Consider the following 18415-nt stretch of genomic DNA (forward strand, 5'->3'; position numbering starts at 1 on the left):
GGGCAGGGCTTATGACCGTGACAAATCTTACATTCACAACAAAACAAAAACTGCAGTTTCTTCACCATTCAGAACTGGCCGGTCATTGGTACTGCAACAACCAGAACACCGATGAACGGCCTTGGGGTGGCATCGCGGAGAGCGCCGACAAGGGACGTTTCGTCTACGAGTATATCCTGCATAAAAACACGGCTCGCGGCATGGGCGTGTGGGGCCAAGCAATCGCCATCATGAACCTGTTCGATCTCGCGCGCCGGGTTCCCTCGGAGGCCGGCCGTTTCACGCAGGCGGCACGACTGGCGGCGGACTATCTGAAGACGCTGCAGGTGACCGACTTCCGTCTGCCCAAGTCCATCGGAGGTTTCCGCGAGTGCACCCCGCAAACCCCCGAAAGTTACCCCCGCGACGCCGTGACCGGCGGGTTCGGGCTCTGCAGGCTGTTCAAGGAGACGCAGGAACAGGAATGGCTCGACCGCGCCAAAATGTTCGCCGACTGGTGGATCCTTCACGGGACCGATGCCAATGGTTGGCCGTTTATCACGTTTCATATCGATAAACAACACGGGCACAATCACGCCATGCAGACCTTCGGAGAAGAAGATAGCGGCGCCGAGATGGTTAAGGGCGATTGGCAGGCCGGCTCGGCCATCTTCTTCTACCAGTTGTACAAACTCACGGGCGAGGCACGTTACATCGAGCAGGGATTCGACCCGCTGATCCGTGGGCTCGCTCGGATTTATGAGGAAAACCGGGGTAAACCCGTGGTCGATGGATTCCACGGCGTCGTCCCGATCAGCCATGGCAACGACGATTTTGCACTCGTGGCGCTGGTGTGCGCCTATCGCCTCACGCATGAGCAGCGCCTGCTCGATCTGCTCTTGGAGCGTATCGCGGCGCAGAACCGGCTGATGGACGAGGACGGTTCCTATCCGAGTTTCGGCGGCACATTTGTATCAGGTATCAACAACCTGGAATTCCTGAAGTTGGTGGAGACCGAAAAACTCAATCTCGATATCCGCGAGGTCGAGCGCTGCGTGCGCCAGACGGCGAAATTCGGTCTGACCCTACAGGTCAAGGAAGGCACAGACCTCCGGCAACTGGGCGGATTGTACGGCCAATCCAGCCACGATGTGGCGAGGACCTGGATCCACCAGCGTTCCACCGCCTACAGCATTAACTTCTATCTCCGCCTCGCAAGCGAGCAGGAGATTTCAACCTTGAGTAGTTTTGGATGGTAAACGGTATGACTAATGCCCACTCCTATGCCAATTGGCAACCTTTGTTGCTGGAAAGCATCACGGTCGACACGCTCCGTTCGGATGCCTACCGCCAGTTCATTCTCAACACCACCATCACACCCGGTTGCCGATTACTGCTGCAGCGCCACCGTCGCCATCCCGATTGGCCCTACGTCGAAACCAAGTTCAATCCAAATACCGGCCTCGATCTTCCCGAGACCGCTTACGGGAGAGTGTATGCCTGGTTCCTCGGGCGCGGCAGTGAAGCAATGGACGTGCATCTGGCCTGGCTCGATCGCGTTGAGTCGCTGACAGCCGACGAGCGTGACGCGATCCGTGATCTCTTTTCCCTATGGAGGGGCAACATGACGGATGCATTGCTCAAGATTGCCGGACAAAACAGCGGCCGTATCCCCTTCCGTGTCAATCGCGAACTGAATGGTATCGATGCCACAGGCCGGCTAAAGCCCGCCGATCCCGCCATGACCGGCGCCGGTGACATCTTCGCCGTCAAGGGGTTGATTTCCAACCGGAACCCGGTGGCCCAGGCACACGCCATGGCGTTGTTCCGGCGTACCGTCAACCTGATCCGTTTGGACCGTTTTGAGATTGAACAGTCCGTCCAGCCCGCAGGGCGCAGTCACGGACCGCGCATGCTGATGCAGGGTGTAGGCTCCTGTATCAGTCGCAAAGCCCTGGACCCAGTCCACCGCGAAGAGGCGCTGGAAGTTGCGGCCCTATTCCTGGGCGAGGTGCTTGATGCGCACTATGATCCGGCAACCTGTCTGTTTTCCGAATATGTCGACCCTGTAAATGGCTCGCGCGGCACCCTGCTCGACCCGGGCCACGCCACTGAACTGGTCGGCCTCGGACTCGGAATGGTCGAACGCCTCACCCGGTCAGGCTCAGGTTGCCGCCACGCCGGCTTGCTCGCCCGCGCCAAACATGAGTTACCGCAGTTGCTATTGAGTGCCACTTCGCTCGGTTTCAATCCCTGCCACCCCGGTATGTTCAAGGCGGTGGATAACCGCAACGGCGAACCGCTGGACAGCAGCATGCCCTGGTGGAATCTGCCCGAGACCATGCGCGCGGCAGTGCGGGCCGTGGCCATCGCTGAGACGGAGGCGCTCCGTACTCAGTGCCTTGAGGTATTCCGCCTTTGCCACAATGCGTATTTCACAAACTACCTCAACCGGGATAACATGTTATTTCCGTATCAGTCGTTGGACGGCAAAACAGGAAAGGTCACAGATGTCGTACCGGCGGTGCCGGAGGGCGATCCCCTCTATCACGCCAACGGCGCGTTTCTGGATATGCTTGAAGTCATTGAACACTTGTAACTTGATCAAGAAAAATTACCCATGAAAATACCCATCGTTGACTGTCACAATCATCTGCTTTGCACCGAGGATCTGGACGTGTTTGGCGAAGTGGCGAAACGCGTGCCGCTGGAGGGGTTTACCATTCTCAGCCTGCCGGTCACATCGCAGGAACAGGCGGACTCATTGCCGTTGGCGTATCAGGCCAAGCGACGTTTCCCGGAACAGGCCTACATTTACGGGGCCTGGAATCATACCGAGCGGCTTTCGAAACACCCGGATGCAGTCCCATCGCTGGCGGCGCAAGTGCGCGCACAGGCAATCTGCGGCGTGGACGGCTGGAAGATCATAGAGTCCAAACCCGATTTGCGACGGAGTCTTGGCGAAGCGCTTGACGGCCCCTATTTTGCTGAAGGGTTGGCGGCATTGGAAAAATTCAATCTGCCGGTGCTGTGGCATGTTGCCGACCCGGAGACATTCTGGGATCCGGCCACCACGCCGGCATGGGCACTATCCCGCAACTGGGGATATGGGCTAGGATTCCCCTCCAAGGAATCGCTCTACGCCGAAGTGGAGCGCGTGCTCGACCGACATCCCCGGTTGCGCGTGGTCTTCGCGCACTTCTACTTCCTCAGCGCCGACCTTGACCGTGCCGCGCGTTTCCTGTCGGCCCACCCTCACGTGGGCTTCGACCTGGCGCCCGGAGTTGAATTTTTCTATAACCTCTCGCGTGATCGCGACCAGGCCCGCGACTTCTTCATCCGTCATGCCGACCGCATCTACTTCGGCACCGACGCGGGTCTGATGCGCGGCGCACCGGTCACCAGTGTGGAAGCCCGGATCCGGCTGGTGTGGCGCTTTCTTGCCACGGGTGATACGTTCCGGGTTCCGGCGGACGCCGATTTCCTGCTTGGCCCGCCGGAGGATGGCATCATCCGTGGCCTGGACTTACCCTCGCCGGTCCTGGAACGTATCCTTGCCGCCAACTTTCGTGAACGTGTGGGCCCGCACCCGAAACCGCTGGAGAACGCCTGACCATGACATCTAAAGAACGTTTCAGATTGGTAATGCAGCGACAGCTTCCGGATCGGATGCCGGTGGACATGTTATGGCCAAGGAATGAAACCACACGCGCCCTGATGGAGCACTTCGGCGTGGACACGATCCACGACATTCATCGTAAATTGGGCGTAGATTTTGTGTGGACTGGACCGGATGCGCAATTCCCGGAGTTTGCCGCAAAATGCAATGGAGAACTCACGGGCGATGCGCCCGGAGCCGGGAATGCCTACATTTTTCATGATCGCGACACCTTTGAGGATGCCTGGGGTATCGTCCAGAGGGTAGGTGCGGACGGGAAGTATGTCGGCTGGGTGGGCGGCCCCCTGGTTGGCAAGGAAACCCTGGAAGGATGGTCGCTGCCGACCACGAAGTGGGCCAGCGTGGAGGCCGTCAGGCAGAAATTTGCCGCCTACCCGGATCAGGTCATCATCGCTTCCGTATCCAACCCGTACAAAACCGCCTGGCATATTTGCGGATACGAGCATTTCATGCTGATGATGGCGCTGGATCCGAATTTTGTGCATGAACTCTATGAGCATCTATTTGCGTGGGAGACCGAACGGGCGGTCCTGGCGGCGCGGGCGGGCGCGGACATCATCGCCGTTGTGGGAGACGTCGCCGGCAGCAATGGCCCCATGTTTTCCATTGAGATGTGGAGGGAATTTATCCAGCCCGGTTTCCAGAAGATGATCAGGAGCATCAAGGCGGCCAATCCCGAATCCACTATTTTCTTCCATTCCGATGGAGAGTTGAAATCCATGATTCCCGCCTTCATCGAGACCGGGATTGAAATTTTGAATCCAATTGAATCCAATTGCATGGATCCCGCCGCCTTAAAACGGGAGTTCGGTGCTAAGATCGCCTTCCATGGCGCGATTTCCGTGCAGAAGACCATTCCGAATGGGACGGTGGCAGATGTCAAAAATGAAGTCTATGAACGCATCCGGACGGTGGGCTATAACGGCGGCTATATGGTGAGCAACGAGAATAGTTTTCCATATGATGCACCGCTAGAGAATGTGCTGGCCATGTATGAGGCAGTACACGATTTCAATTACCAGTCATTACGCTGACCCAAAATGTTTAAGACCATGACAGATGTGTTTCCCGCCACCATCCCGTCCTTGACGTGGCCCTCAATGTTGAGACTGTTTGTGCTCGCCCCACACCCGGACGACTTCGACGCGATCGGCGTCACCTTACGCTTCTTTCACCAGCGGGGTTGCGCGATCCAGGTCGCCGTGGTAAGTGGCAGCGCCAGCGGCGTACTTGATGAATTCTGGGCCGGACATGACGCCAAGGTCTCAGCGAGAGAGCAGGAACAGCGTGCGAGTATACGTTTCTTTGGCCTGCCGGATGACCATCTTGTCTTTCTGCGGCTTCCCGAAGATGCCACGGGTGATCCCGTCGAAAGTCCCGAAAACGAGGCAGTCATCCGCCAGGCACTGCTGTCGGCGCGGCCCGACATCGTGTTTCTGCCGCATGGTGCCGACACCAATGTGGGTCATCAACGGGTGTACGCGATGTTCCGACGCGCTGCGCCGGGAACAACCGGTTTCTATATTCGCGACCCGAAGACGGTAACCTTCAAGACAGATTTACTGATGCCGTTCAATGAGGAAGATGCGGAATGGAAGCGGAAATTATTGCTGCATCATCAATCCCAGGAGCACCGTAATCGAATATTACGCGGGTATGGGTTTGATGATCGCATTCTGGATGTCAATCGCCGTATTGCCATGGAACAAGCCTGCGAAGAGCCCTACGCCGAAGCGTTTTCATTGTCAGGTTCAGGTTGACTCAAATGGTCAGCGGTTGAGACGTGTTACCGTGTACATATTAGCAACTGTTGATTGACAGCACCTGTTATGAATGATAAGTTGAATAGATAACTATTCAACAGGAGCAAGCAGAATGATTAACAAAACCTCGTATTCTATCGTGATGACAAGCCCTTCCACGGGAACCGCCCTGCGCTGGATGGGGCGGATGATGGCCTTGATACTGTTGACGGCCGGCGTTCCGCTGCTGGCAGGCGAAAACCTGGTGCAGAATCCTTCGTTCGAGACAGTTAATCCGGCCGACCCCAACGGTCAGATTTTTGAGAATTGGGAACACAATATACCCGAACCGCCGGCCGCTAAATATATCAGTTCCATTGCGCACAGTGGTGCGCATTCCTGCCTGCTCGTTGGCGATGTGCTTTCGAAAACCGGAATTTACACTCCGGATAAAGCATTCTTGAAGCCCGGTCCCGGCCGTTATCGATCCCAGTTCTATCTTCGCGGCATGGATCTCGGGATTGGTGAATACGGCGGCGCGGAGTTTTTTTCCTGTGGGCCCGAGGGCAAATTCTTCGGATTCAAAAAGACCGGAAACTTCGGCTGGACCCCGTTGACTTACGTCTTTGATATCAAACCCGGACCGGTCACCCCGTTCCGAATTCGGATCGGGTTGACCGGCGGCGGACGGCTGTGGGTGGACGATGCCTCGGTTGAGAAAGTGGACGAGTCGGTCGCACTGACACCTGAGCCAGTCTGGGGGGATGAAGAAGCGCCAATCAAACCGACAGGTCCGCTAGGCGTGAATCCGATCCGTTGCTCCACTTGTCTTTACCTGAACAATAACGCCAATAAGGCCTGTTTTGCCTGCGGCGCCGAACTGCTTCACAATACGACCCTGCAACATAAAGACCTTCCCAAGGAAAAAGTTATCGCAGAATTTGCCAATGGATCGATCGCGCCATTTCTCAAAGGCAATGATCTGCAGGTCAGTTACACCACCAATCACGTAGCAAATGGCAAGGGCGGCATCTCCGTTGAGAAGACGTTCATTGCATTAAACGGTTCATTTGACTGGTCGGAATACAACAATCTGTGCTTCGAAGCCTATAATGAATCTGACAAGCCGGCCCCAGTCGAATTGACGGTGAGAGATGCGTTGTCCCACGGCTATTGGGGACAGGCCAACATCACCAGCGTCATTCTCCCCGGCCAGAGCACGGTCCGTATTCCCGTCAATACTTACAGGGGCGAAAAGGCACGGCCCGGAAGCATGCTCCTGCTGGATCAGATCAAGGGTCTGGTTCTTCGCGTGGTCGAAGGCAAGGCGGTGCTTAGTAATTTCCGGCTCGAGCGCGTTGAGCCCCCCGCCACGTTTGACGAACTCAATGCATTTAAGGTCGGCACGTTTAACTCGCCCAGCCTACCCGGATTCACTTTGGTGACCGCACGCACGCAGTACGATCCGCTGCGTGGGTTTGGCTGGGTCGATGCGATCGCCTGGCGGGCTATGAACGTCCTGCAGCCCGACCCGCTCGTGCAGTCCTTTGCGTGCATGACTCAGGGTAAATTCCGGATGGATCTTCCCAATGGGAAATATCACGTTGTCTACTGTATCGAATCGCCCGGCGGTTACTGGGGCGAGGCGCAGACCTATAATGCACGCCAGGTGACGTGCAACGGTCAAGTTGTGCTAGACGAGAAGCAGGACTTTGGGAAGTTCCTCGGCCGATATTTCCGTAACGCCCACCTGGAAGACATGCCCGGAGAGGACGTGTTTGCACAATACGTGCAGGCAACCTGCCCGGCGCGCGAGTTCGACGCCACGGTCACGAACGGCAAACTGGAAATCGGATTCAAAGGCGAGTCCTGGGCCAACAGTCTCTCCTACCTTGTGGTTTATCCGGAAGCCAAGGCGTCGCAGGGCAAGCGCTTCATGGATTCGGTGACGCAGATGCGCCGGGACATATTCAATACCGGCTACAAGCAGATTGAGCCCAAGCGATCCGACGTGCCCAAGACAGACTATGTGGTGTTCACGCGACCGCTGGATGTCCCGGTCAATGCCTACGATGGGCCTGCAACAAACGAGATTCTGGAAGCCAATGCCATGCTGCAACTGAGCGTTGCCGGAAGTGAGGAATCGGCGCTGATTCTGGCGGTGCAGCCGTCGTCCGCGCCGCTGGGCGCGATGGACTTGGCGATTTCGGCATTTGTAAACAAGAAAGGTCAGACGCTCGATCCGTCCTGCTTCGAGCCTGGTTGGATTGACTATCGCCTTTCGCGCGTTGAGATGGATGGGAGCGTCTATACCGTCTCGCCACGCTACTGGCACCCCACCCCGGCGCCGGCCGCCCCCGGCGTCACCCGTTGCTTCTGGGTCCGCACCCATACGCCGGCAGGCGCCATTCCTGGAAAATACAGTGGTACGATCACGATCCGTCCCGCCAGCGGAAAAGCCCGGTCGATACCGGTGGTCATCAATGTGCTTCCGTTCGATTTGGATCCCATCACCGATGTGGCGGTTGGGCCAATTGGTTCATCGATCAGCGTCTCATTCATGGGCAATCCCACAGCCAAAGTATGGAACGACAAACTGGAGGAGAAGATCCTGGATGCCATCGCCCAGACCGGCTCGACCACCTTGACCGGTTTACCTTCACTCAAAGCCAAGGCGTCGCAGGGCAAGGTCGAACTGGACACCGCCCTGGCCGACAAGGAAATGGAGTTACTGCGCGCCAAGGGGTTCACGATGCCCATCATTACCTATGGCGCAGAAGGTGCGAACCTGGGATACCGAATCTATGGCAGTGGCTCCGGGCCCGATGAGACCGCGGCCAAGAATGCAGGATTCTCCAATGTCGGGGAATACCTGAAGGCGCTCTATACGGCCATCGACCAGCATGCTGCGGAACACCATTGGCTTCCGGTGGTATGGAATCTTTGTGACGAACCGCTTGCCGGCGAATCGCTCAACAATTCCACAGCCAATGCCCAGGCCCATCACGAGGCGGTTGCGGGTCTGAAACTCACCACCTGCGGGGGGTTCACCTCCATGGAGGGGGACCCGAAGCAAGTTCACGCCGGCTTGCTCAAGGCCCTGCCAATGTCGATTCTCAATGGTCACGATGCAAATGCCATTGAGCTGGTTAAATCAGCCGGCAATCAGTGGGCGTTCTATAACGGCGCTTCTCGCTGGACCTACGGGCGCTATCTGAAATCGCTTGTAACCAAATACCAGTGCGCTGCACGAGTCTCCTGGCATTTCAACGTGGTAGCCGGTGATCCCTACTACGCGCTGGACTGTCGCGAGGACGATTACTGCTGGTACAATACCGACGAACAGCAGACGATGGTGCCGTCCATGCTCGTAATGCGTCACATCCTGCCGGGACTCAACGATTACCGCTACCTTTCGACGCTACAGCGGTTGATCAAGGAAAAGTCGTCGCACCCGGCCGCTGCGGCGGCGCAGAAAGTTTTTTACGAGCAGATGGTCGTGCAGCCGGGCGGCGATCGCTACCCCGAGAAGAAACTGGGTGCTGATGGTCTGGCGGCACGTTTCGCTCAGGACCGACAGCAGGTTGCGCAGGCGATTTGTGACCTGATCAAGTAAAGATTGACGGTTTTATGTTGGAGCAAATGACCGGAGGGAACCGCCGGCCCCAGTGGGAATGGAACGAAATGGAGCCGACCGTCCTCGGCCGGTAGGTAGCAGGAGATCGAGATGAGCAAATGGACTACGCAAGAGGCAAACGCATGGTACCGGGAGCAACCTTGGCTCGTCGGCTGCAATTTCATCCCGAGCAGCGCCATCAACCAACTGGAGATGTGGCAGGTAGCGACATACGATCCGGTCACCATCGAGAGGGAACTGGGGTGGGCAGAGTCTCTGGGATTCAATACGCTTCGCGTCTATCTTCATGACCTGGTGTGGCGTTACGACCGTGACGGATTCACAGACCGGATCGATCATTTCCTGGGGATTGCCGAACGGCACGGCATGAAAGTCCTGCTCGTATTATTTGACGACTGTCACAGGCCTGACCCGGAAATTGGACTACAACCACTGCCCGTTCCCGGCGTGCATAACTCGGGCTGGAAACACAGCCCCGGACAAAAACTTGTCCTGGCGTTTCACGACGGCACGGTGCCGGAGATAGAAAAAAAACGCTTGGCAGAATACGTCCAGGGCGTACTGACCCAGTTTGGGGATGACAAGCGCATTTTGATGTGGGACGTTTACAACGAGGCGGGCGGGAGTGGCAACGGCGACAAAAGCCTTGAATTACTACAGTTGACTTGGCAATGGGCGCATGGCGCGAGGCCCTCTCAGCCCTTGACTGCCGGCCTTGAAGGCACCACTGGCGAGAGAAACGTCGAGCTCAATTTGGCGCAGTCTGACGTAATCACCTTTCATAGTTACTATAGCCAGACACTGGAAAAGATAATCCTTCACCACAAGGCGAGCCATTCCGGAAGGCCGGTGATCTGCACGGAATACATGGCGCGGGAATTCGGGACCACATTCCAGCACAGTCTCCCCATCTTCAAGCGGCACCAAGTGGGGTGTTTCTGCTGGGGACTGGTCGCCGGAAAAACCCAGACCCATTTCAACTGGAAGACGGTCGAAGAAATGGAAAGGCTGAAAGCGCAAGGGAGCGTACTTCGTCCCGGCGATCCGATTCCAGAACCCGCTCTCTGGTTTCACGACATTTTCCGAATCGACGGAACGCCGTTTGATCAGGGAGAAGTCGAGTTCATTAGAGAAGTCACAACCACTGGACAGCACAACCCTGTCCAGGTGCTCGGAGAAAGCCAATGAAGATGTTCAAGAACGGCGGTCATCGTCTATATTCGAGACGGACCCCGAAACCGCCAAAACCGGTTCTGGGATGCTTCTGGATCTCGAGAAGAACGGCATGGACGCAGTGTGGAAGTACAGCCGGAAGTTCGGCTGATGGGCATCAAGGAACTGAACGCCATCCAATGGATAGGCGGCGCCCGCCATTGCCGGGCCGCCGATTGGCTGCCGGTCTACAAACGGTGCCAGGCCGCCGGCAAAGGGTTGCAACTGGGACTGGACCTTGACGAATTCGACCTTTTTATGGAGAACCTGCGGCCTGAGGGGCTGCATATCTCAACCTGGGTCAAAACGCGTGAAGAGGGCGAAGCGCTGCTGCGCAAGGTTTCCCGCTGGCGCTGATCGATACAAAGAAACAAGAAGTATAAACTGATGCTTAAACGACCTTCGACCGTGACGCTAACAATTGTCGGCGCGTTGAACCTTTGGCCTTGTCGGTTGGCACAGGCCGAAGGGTCGTCTCCACCGGTCGGCGGCGAGTTACAAATGGTAAACAATGGTTCGTTCGAGGTGCAGGACATCACCGGCAAACCGAAGGACTGGCGAACTGCCGGCCATCCCGGCATCGCCCAGATCGTTGAATCGGATGCTGGTCCACCGGGCAAGCGGGTTCCCCTGAAACTCCCGCCGGGGGTGTCGACTGTCGATCTGATGGGGAACAGGTTGGAGGGCAGAGATATTGAAGTGACTGAAGTCCCCATCTATGTATTGACAAAAAATGATGAAACCTTGATAGGCTTACTAAAGTAATGACCCTAGATTTTCAAGGGCATGGATGTTAATGAAAAAGGAGGCATCAATTATATGATCAACGATTCCAGAAATACAGCCGACGTGGGCCGCAAACGCATTGTGTTTATAGGCGCCTCGTACCTGTTTGTACACAAGGTTCTGCGCGACCTGCTGATCGTGGGCGGATTCAACAACATTCAGATCGTCGTGCATGACATTGATGAAGAACCGATGAATATCGTTGCCGATCTGCTTGAAAAAATCGCCCGGCAACGCCAGTCGAACATCACCGTTTCGCGCACACTGGATCGCGAAGCGGCGCTCAAGAACGCGGATGCCGTACTGCTGGCCATTACCGTGGGTGGACAGGAGAGCGACCAGCGTACGTTCGAGGTCTGCGCCAACTACCGCATTCCCATCGGCGTAGGCGATACCCTGGGACCGACCGCCCTGGCACGCAACCTGCGAACAATTCCGGTGGTCGTCGGACTCGTGCATGACATGGAAAGGTTGTGCCCGAATGCCATTTTGCTCAATTTCACCAATCCCATGTCCGCGCTCACCGGCGCCATGGCACGCACCTCACACATCCCCTGCTTCGGACTCTGCCATTCGGCTGACGAACTCTTCAGTTTCTTCGGGAGGGTTTTCGGGGTACCGCAGGATGAGATTGACCTCGACGTGGGCGGCGTGAACCACCAGAGTTTTGTCTGCGGGTTGCGTGTCCGTGGCGTGGACCGCACCAAGGACATGCTGGCGGAAATCCAGCGCAGCGGCGCCAAACTGGAAGACAAATTGTTGTCCGTGACCGAGGAGGACACGGCACTGCAACAGGACGTCTGCAACATTCTGGGCGTCTGGCCAAGCTGCGGAGCCGACCACCTGGCAGAGTTCTACCGATTCTTCTACACCGAGCGCCGCATTGAACAGTTGCACCTGACCAAGCGGTTACGCCGCGTCCAGCCGGGCCGGACCCGCTTTGGCCGCAAGGAGTGTCCGGCCATCATCCGGCAGTGGGCGTATGAAGGACCGGCAGGCGATCTCGATCTGCCGACCACCGAGCATGCCCATGAGATTCTCTATGCCTACTTCACCGGAACGCCCTATACGAGGGTCCTCAACGTGTTAAATCGCGGCCAGTTGATCAAAGGTCTTCCGGAGGATGCGTGTGTTGAGGCACTGGTGACACTGGACGGTAAGACCGTCACAGGGCCGAGTGTTACACTGCCGCCAGCCGCCCATGCGTTGGTGGCCAACTGGGTTGCCATCCATCACCTGTCGATCCAGGCAGCCCTGCACTGCGACCACGACGCCGCGCGCCAGGCACTCTTCCTCGACCCGCATGTCCGCGACCTGTACGATATCGCGCCACTGCTGGAGGATCTACTAACTGCCACGCGGGAATGGCTGCCGACAGGGTGGTTTGCCGGGAATAAGCAGCCATGAATCACTGGAACATTCAGGTCGCTGACGAAACGGAGATGACCCAGGAAGAGGATCGGGCCATCCGGGATCTGTTGTGTGCATGTTTCCCAGCGGACCGTTCCGTGTTTGCCACGACGCGCGCCTGGCACGGAAGCGTGCCGACTTACTCTTTGCTCGCTCAGCAAGACGGCCAGCCGTGCGGGCACGTGGGATGTGTCGTCCGGACGATCCGGGTCGACATGTGCCCCGTGTGCGTGTTGGGTATCCAGAACCTCGCGGTAGTTCCCGAATGTCGCGGTTCCGGACTTGGCGCTCAGCTGATCACGGCGGCAACAAACGAGGCTTCGGCGCGCGGTATCCCGTTCGGCCTGTTGTTCTGTGTGCCAGAACTGGAACGCTTCTACGCTGATCTGGGATGGTACACGCTTCGCGTCAGGGCTCTTATGGACTACCTCGGGGAAACGGATAGCCCCATCCCGGGCAAGAATATCGCCATGGCGAAGGACCTGGCTGGGTTGCCGTTTCCGAGGGGCGACATTCACCTGTGTGGGGCCGATTGGTAACCGGCTGGCACTTGCTTGAGTCCGGGTGGCGAGAGGGTACGAAATAAATATGGAGAATATGAAAATCATGACATCCCGCGAGCGAGTGTTAAGGACAGTGAACTTCAAGGATACCGACAGGGTCCCGATTGATCTGGGCGCCATGAAGGCATCCTGCATTGGTGTCAAAGCCTACAACAATGTTAAGGCCAGGCTCGGCCTGCATACCGCCACGCGCATTTGGGACCCGAAATTCATGATCGCATCCGTCGAAGAAGCGATCATGCAGCGGTTCCACCTGGATGTTGTTCCACTGGACGTATCGTCTGTCATGAGCGATGCGAGTCCGGACGCGGATTGGGTTCCGAAAACCCTTTACAAGGGCGCAGAAGGACTCCTGCCACCTTGCACGAATGTCGGCACGGATTCCGAAGGGCGGTGGGCTCTTCTGGATGACAAGGGCAACCAGACGCCCTTTCGCATGCCGCGTGAGGGTTACTACTTTGACGATATCGGCTTTAACGAACCCGGAGGGACGATTGATCCCTCGGCGTTCAGGCCGGTCACCGGATTTACCGATGAACATCTCCGCGCCGTTCAGGCGAGAGCCCGGTTCCTTTACGAGAACACCGATTATGCCCTACTGGGATGGGGCGGCGGCGTCTGTTTCCTGGGATTGAGCCTGATCACAGATCGACTGAGCAACGTGACCATGGGGCTTCCTTCCGAGTGGATGGTCATGCTGATGACCGAGAAGAACGCCTGCCACGAGATGATGAACAAGTCCGTGGAGGCTTCAATCCGGTGCCTGGGGCAGTTGCAAGAAGCCGTAGGCGATCGCTGCTTTGCGTGGGGAATTGCCGCGGATGACAGCGGTACCCAGCGCAGCGAATTCATCAGCCCGGAATTGTGGGCCGAAATGATCAAACCACACTACACGAAACTGTGCACCTGGATTCATCGAAATACTCCGTGGAAGACATACCTTCACTCCTGCGGTTCCATTTACCACCTCATTCCGCACCTGATCGAGGCTGGCGTGGATATCCTGAATCCCATCCAAACCTCGGCGGCTAATATGGAGCCTGACCGGCTCAAAAAGGAATTCGGCGGCAAAATTGTGTTCTGGGGCGGCGGGTGCGACACCCAGCGCGTTCTGCAGACGGCCACACCCGATGAAGTCCGCGAACATGTCAGGCAACGGCTAGCCGTGTTCAAACCAGGCGGAGGGTACGTATTCAACCAGGTTCACAACATCCAACCCAACGTTCCCGCCGACAATATCATTGCCATGCTGGATGCCGCCTATGAGTACGGATAACATAAAATTGGAGAACCACACATGACACGTAATCTCGATCCCAACCGGATGTTTGTGGAGATGGCGATGCGCCATCGGCCACAGTATCGCTTCGACGGCTCAACGAAGAGCGATTTTGATGCCTGGCGGGTCCAGGCGCGGCCGGCCGTGCTGGCCTGTCTCGGTGACTTTCCCGAACCTGTTCCTCCCCATGCTGAACTCATCGTGGAATGGACCGAACGCGGCCTGCGGATGCAGCGCTGGGTGATCGACGTCCATCCGTACCTCGCGGCGACAGTGCTTGTTAATATACCCGGCGACCTGAAGACCGGCGAGAAGAGGCCGGCGATCCTCTGCTGGCATGGGCATGGCCGCTTCGGCAAGGATCCGGTCATGGGGGACCGGCGCGCACCGGAGTTGGAAAACGATATCCAGCGCATGAATTACGATTACGGGTTCCAGATGGCGAAGGCGGGTTTCGTGACCTACGCGCTCGACTGGATCGGCGCCGGCGAACATGACCCCGAGCGCAAACCCAACTTCTCGAATGTCGGCGCCGGCCAGGACTGGTGCAATCTACTTTACCTTCACGCCACCATGTTCGGTACAACCTCAATCGCCATCAACGTACAACTTGGACGCATGGCCACGGATTTCGTCTGCACCCTGCCGGAAGTCGATGACACACGGCTGGGCGTCATGGGATTGAGTGGCGGCGGCACCATGACAACGTGGTCCTACTTCTGTGATGACCGTTTCCGCGCCGCGGAAATCATATGCTATTGCGACCTCTTTGAAGCCATCGGCCCGCGCGACATCAACTACTGCGGCATGCAGGTCGCTCCCGGTTTGTACAAACTGGTCAACCTGCCGGACCTGCAGGGCTTACTCGCGCCTAAACCGTTGCTGATGGATATCGGTCTGCGCGACCAATGCTTTCTAATCGAGACAGCATTGCCCGCTTTCAGGCAAGTCGAACGTATTTACCAGGCGGCGAATGCCGCCGACAAACTGGAACTTGACCTTCACCCCAATGAACACGGGTGGGGCGGCAACAAATCTGTGGCCTTTTTTGGAAAGCATCTTTCAATATGATGAAAACAACTGGTCTGATCAGTGAAACTCAAGTATTGCGTAACATTCTCGAACTCGTGCGCGCAATGCCGGAATTGAAGGCGGCACTGCCGGAGGGTTGTGAACAGGTATCGTTCTGGCGCAGGCATTTGAACCGCAGTGCTGCCACCCGGCGCCTCATGCTCGTGCTGCGGGAGTTACCCGCTTTCAACGAACGCGCGCCCAAACACCGCACGCCCGCCGCCTGGCGGGCGCTATTCGGCGAAGGATACGGCGGTGTGGCCCTCACCGTGCTACGCGAAGTCATCACCCTGTCGAATCACAAACCCGCCAAGCGGCCGCCGATCCGGTGCTGGCGTGATGCCTACGGGCCGAATGAAAAGATCCAGCGTATCCGCCCGGTCGAATCCGACGCCTGGCTGCCCAATCCCCACCGCGGCACCACGACGTTCCAGCGCTTTCAGGGCGACCCGCTTTTTGCGGCGTGGAACTGGAGCGATACGCATGGTCCCATGGATTTTCCTTCCGTCAAGTCAGTTGCTGACAACCAAAAATATATTCCGCGGACGACACTCAGTTATTGCCGCTGGCCTTGGGCCTGGCTCGAGCCCGTCAAGGGTAAATTTCGCTGGGATATTGTGGATGCCGCCTTAAGGACCGCGCATAAGCGCGGTCAAACCTTGCAACTTCGTTTCGAACCCTACACCTCTCGCGTGGATTACGAAAAAACACCCTCCGTCTCGAAACGTCACCCCCCCCTGCGCTCCGTCAACATGCCAGACTGGTACTGGGATACCGGTGCGCGCTGGATCCGCAAAGGTCCGAATGCCGCCAATGAACCGAACTGCAACGATCCGCTTTATATCCGGCATTTCAGCGATTTCATTTGTGCCTTTGCGAAACGCTATGACGGTCATGCGGACTTGGAGAGTGTGGACATCGCCTACGCCGGGTTCTGGGGCGAGTCGGGCGGCAACACAACTCCTGCCACGGCGGCTAAGCTGGTGGATGTTTATCTGCGTTATTTTAAAAACACTCAACTGATATCGATGCTTGGCACGCCAGGCTGCAAGCAGGCACAAAGGCGCACGGCGGGTTCATCCCGACACATTGGCTGGCGTGCGGATTGCTTCGGTGACCTGCGTAAGGCTGATGTGCCGGATGTGCCGTTCGGCATGGGGTGGAACCACACGTACGATTTATATCCCAAGGAGATCGAGCAGTGTGGCCTACGTGATGTCTGGCAGCAGGCTCCTGTCACAATGGAAACATGCGGGAACGTGCCCACCTGGTTCATGCATGGCTATAACTTGGACACCGTCATCCGCGAGGGGTACCGTTACCATACATCGGTTTTTATGCCCAAGAGCGCCTTTTTTCCAACCGAGTGGCGGGAGAAATTGGAGGAGTTCGATAAGAAAATCGGCTACCGTTTTGTGCTGCGGCAGATCCTGCTCCCCTTGGCCGTCCGGCGCGGCGAGCGGTTCACGATCGAGTGCTTCATCGACAACGTCGGCTGCGCACCGATCTACCGGCCGTACCGGCTCGCGTTACGGTTACGGCAGGCCGGCCGTGCGCAGATCATTCCCTTGAAGCAGGATATCCGCGGTTGGCTGCCCGGGCATCGCTGGTTCAGTGAGGCGCTCGTATTGCCGGGCCGACTCAAACCCGGTGAGGCCAATGTGGATCTGGCCATTATCGGTGACGATAGCCGGCCGCGAGTCTGGTTCGCTATCGAGAGTGAACAGGAGGACAACTGGCATGCCCTGACCTCCATCGAGGTCGCGATATGAATACCATGCTGACCAAAAGCGTAGTAGGCCTCGCGTGCGCCATTTTGCCGTGGTTGGCCTTGGCTGCTGATACGGGAAATCAAGTTCGGGTGGAAGCACCGCGGGCTTCGGTAGCGCCACCCGCTGTCAATAATGTGTGTGGTTTCCGGGGTGACGGGTCCGGCGTATTCTCCAAGACTAGGCCACCAACCCTCTGGGGTAGCGAAGGGAATAAAAATATTCTGTGGAAGACCGAGGTGGGCCGCAGTCAATCTTCACCGGTAATTGGAGGCAATCGTGTCTTTGTATCGGCCGAGACAGATCTGTTGTTATGTCTTGACCGTGCGACGGGCAAGGTGGCGTGGAAGAAGGACAACGGTTTTGAGTCATTACCTGCTGAGATGAAAGCGGTCGAGAAACGCCCCCCTTCCGATTCAGGCTGTGGCTACAGTGCGGCCACGCCGATCACAGACGGCCAGCGCGTCTGGGCGTCCTTCGGAACGGGCATCGTGGTGTGCTACGACCTCGACGGCAAACGCCAGTGGGTCCGCTATTTTGACCAGACTCAGGTTACTCAATACGGCCGTAGCGTGTCGCCCCTGATGGCTGGCGGTAAGTTGCTGGTGACTGTCGGGTTCCTGATGGCGCTGGACCCGGCGACCGGAAAGACGATATGGGAGTGTCCTGAGGCTGTACCGTCTTATGGCACACCTGTCGCGGTGCGTATCGCCGGTGTGGAGGTGATTATCACCCCGAAAGGAGACGTCATTCGTGTGGCCGACGGCAAGGTGCTGGGGGCGGGCTTAGCCGAAACTCCGTACAGCAGCCCTGTCGTCGCTCAAGGGGTGTTATATTTCGGAATGCCGGTGCAGGCCCTGCGACTGCCGGACAAGGCGGAGGCGACCAGTCGCCTGGCAACCATTTGGGAAGCCTCCGATCCCGGGGGGGATTCTTTCGCTTCGCCGGTGGTTTATGATGGCATTTTCTATATGGTCGGTAATGACGGTGTGTTGTGGGCATTCGAGGCCGCCACCGGTAAGATGTGGTATCGGCAGGAGCTGGTGAACCCGGGCGGTGGCAGCGGTGGTCCGGCCGGCAACTTCTATCCCAGCCTCGTTGTGGCTGGTGGCAATCTGCTAGTAGCCAACGATGCCGGCCAGACTATCGTTGTTGCCACCGGGCGGGTCTTTAAGGAAGTCGCCCGCAATACTCTCGAAGAAGGCTCGGGGGCCTCGCCGGTGGCCGTCGGGGCAGAGTTGTTCGTGCGGGGCGGCAACCTGCTCTATTGTCTCACAAGTAAGTGAGG

At 57.4% G+C, this 18415-nt stretch carries 15 protein-coding genes; all 15 read left to right on the top strand.

Going from position 1 to position 18415, the window contains the following annotated elements:
* Window positions 1-11 precede the first annotated feature (11 nt).
* The 15 genes from WCS52_05470 to WCS52_05540 all read left to right on the top strand — a co-directional run bounded on the left by WCS52_05470 (window position 12) and on the right by WCS52_05540 (window position 18413).
* Window positions 12-1238, top strand: a complete 1227-nt coding sequence (locus tag WCS52_05470; protein ID MEI6166625.1) for a hypothetical protein — start codon at window positions 12-14, stop codon at window positions 1236-1238.
* Between the two features lie 5 nt (window positions 1239-1243).
* Window positions 1244-2578: an AGE family epimerase/isomerase gene (locus WCS52_05475; GenBank protein MEI6166626.1), complete on the top strand. Its 1335-nt coding sequence runs from the start codon at window positions 1244-1246 to the stop codon at window positions 2576-2578.
* Between the two features lie 21 nt (window positions 2579-2599).
* Window positions 2600-3592: an amidohydrolase family protein gene (locus tag WCS52_05480; protein ID MEI6166627.1), complete on the top strand. Its 993-nt coding sequence runs from the start codon at window positions 2600-2602 to the stop codon at window positions 3590-3592.
* Between the two features lie 2 nt (window positions 3593-3594).
* Window positions 3595-4692, top strand: a complete 1098-nt coding sequence (locus WCS52_05485; GenBank protein MEI6166628.1) for a uroporphyrinogen decarboxylase family protein — start codon at window positions 3595-3597, stop codon at window positions 4690-4692.
* Between the two features lie 18 nt (window positions 4693-4710).
* Window positions 4711-5418 (top strand): PIG-L family deacetylase, encoded by a 708-nt coding sequence (locus tag WCS52_05490; GenBank protein ID MEI6166629.1) that lies wholly within the window; start codon window positions 4711-4713, stop codon window positions 5416-5418.
* A gap of 115 nt (window positions 5419-5533) precedes the next feature.
* Window positions 5534-9016 (top strand): hypothetical protein, encoded by a 3483-nt coding sequence (locus WCS52_05495; GenBank protein MEI6166630.1) that lies wholly within the window; start codon window positions 5534-5536, stop codon window positions 9014-9016.
* A gap of 111 nt (window positions 9017-9127) precedes the next feature.
* The gene (locus WCS52_05500) at window positions 9128-10225 is read left to right on the top strand and encodes a 1,4-beta-xylanase (protein MEI6166631.1); all 1098 of its coding nucleotides are present in this window, start codon (window positions 9128-9130) and stop codon (window positions 10223-10225) included.
* A gap of 108 nt (window positions 10226-10333) precedes the next feature.
* Window positions 10334-10606, top strand: a complete 273-nt coding sequence (locus WCS52_05505) for a hypothetical protein (protein MEI6166632.1) — start codon at window positions 10334-10336, stop codon at window positions 10604-10606.
* A 30-nt stretch (window positions 10607-10636) separates the two neighbouring features.
* Window positions 10637-11014 carry a hypothetical protein gene (locus WCS52_05510; GenBank protein ID MEI6166633.1) on the top strand — a complete coding sequence of 126 codons (378 nt, stop codon included), beginning with the start codon at window positions 10637-10639 and terminating at the stop codon, window positions 11012-11014.
* 54 nt (window positions 11015-11068) lie between these two features.
* Window positions 11069-12442 carry a hypothetical protein gene (locus tag WCS52_05515; protein MEI6166634.1) on the top strand — a complete coding sequence of 458 codons (1374 nt, stop codon included), beginning with the start codon at window positions 11069-11071 and terminating at the stop codon, window positions 12440-12442.
* Window positions 12439-12984, top strand: coding sequence for a GNAT family N-acetyltransferase (locus WCS52_05520; protein ID MEI6166635.1), 546 nt, complete (start codon window positions 12439-12441; stop codon window positions 12982-12984). Before WCS52_05515 ends, WCS52_05520 begins: the two co-directional genes overlap by 4 nt.
* Before the next feature lie 58 nt (window positions 12985-13042).
* Window positions 13043-14284: a uroporphyrinogen decarboxylase family protein gene (locus tag WCS52_05525; protein ID MEI6166636.1), complete on the top strand. Its 1242-nt coding sequence runs from the start codon at window positions 13043-13045 to the stop codon at window positions 14282-14284.
* A gap of 21 nt (window positions 14285-14305) precedes the next feature.
* Window positions 14306-15358, top strand: coding sequence for an alpha/beta hydrolase family protein (locus WCS52_05530; GenBank protein ID MEI6166637.1), 1053 nt, complete (start codon window positions 14306-14308; stop codon window positions 15356-15358).
* Entirely contained in the window at window positions 15355-17130 is a 1776-nt protein-coding gene (locus WCS52_05535) for a DUF4832 domain-containing protein (GenBank protein MEI6166638.1), read from the top strand. Before WCS52_05530 ends, WCS52_05535 begins: the two co-directional genes overlap by 4 nt.
* Window positions 17127-18413 carry a PQQ-binding-like beta-propeller repeat protein gene (locus WCS52_05540; protein MEI6166639.1) on the top strand — a complete coding sequence of 429 codons (1287 nt, stop codon included), beginning with the start codon at window positions 17127-17129 and terminating at the stop codon, window positions 18411-18413. Before WCS52_05535 ends, WCS52_05540 begins: the two co-directional genes overlap by 4 nt.
* Window positions 18414-18415: the final 2 nt, after the last annotated feature.

The organism is bacterium, assembly GCA_037128595.1.
GTDB lineage: Bacteria > Verrucomicrobiota > Kiritimatiellia > CAIKKV01 > CAITUY01 > JAABPW01.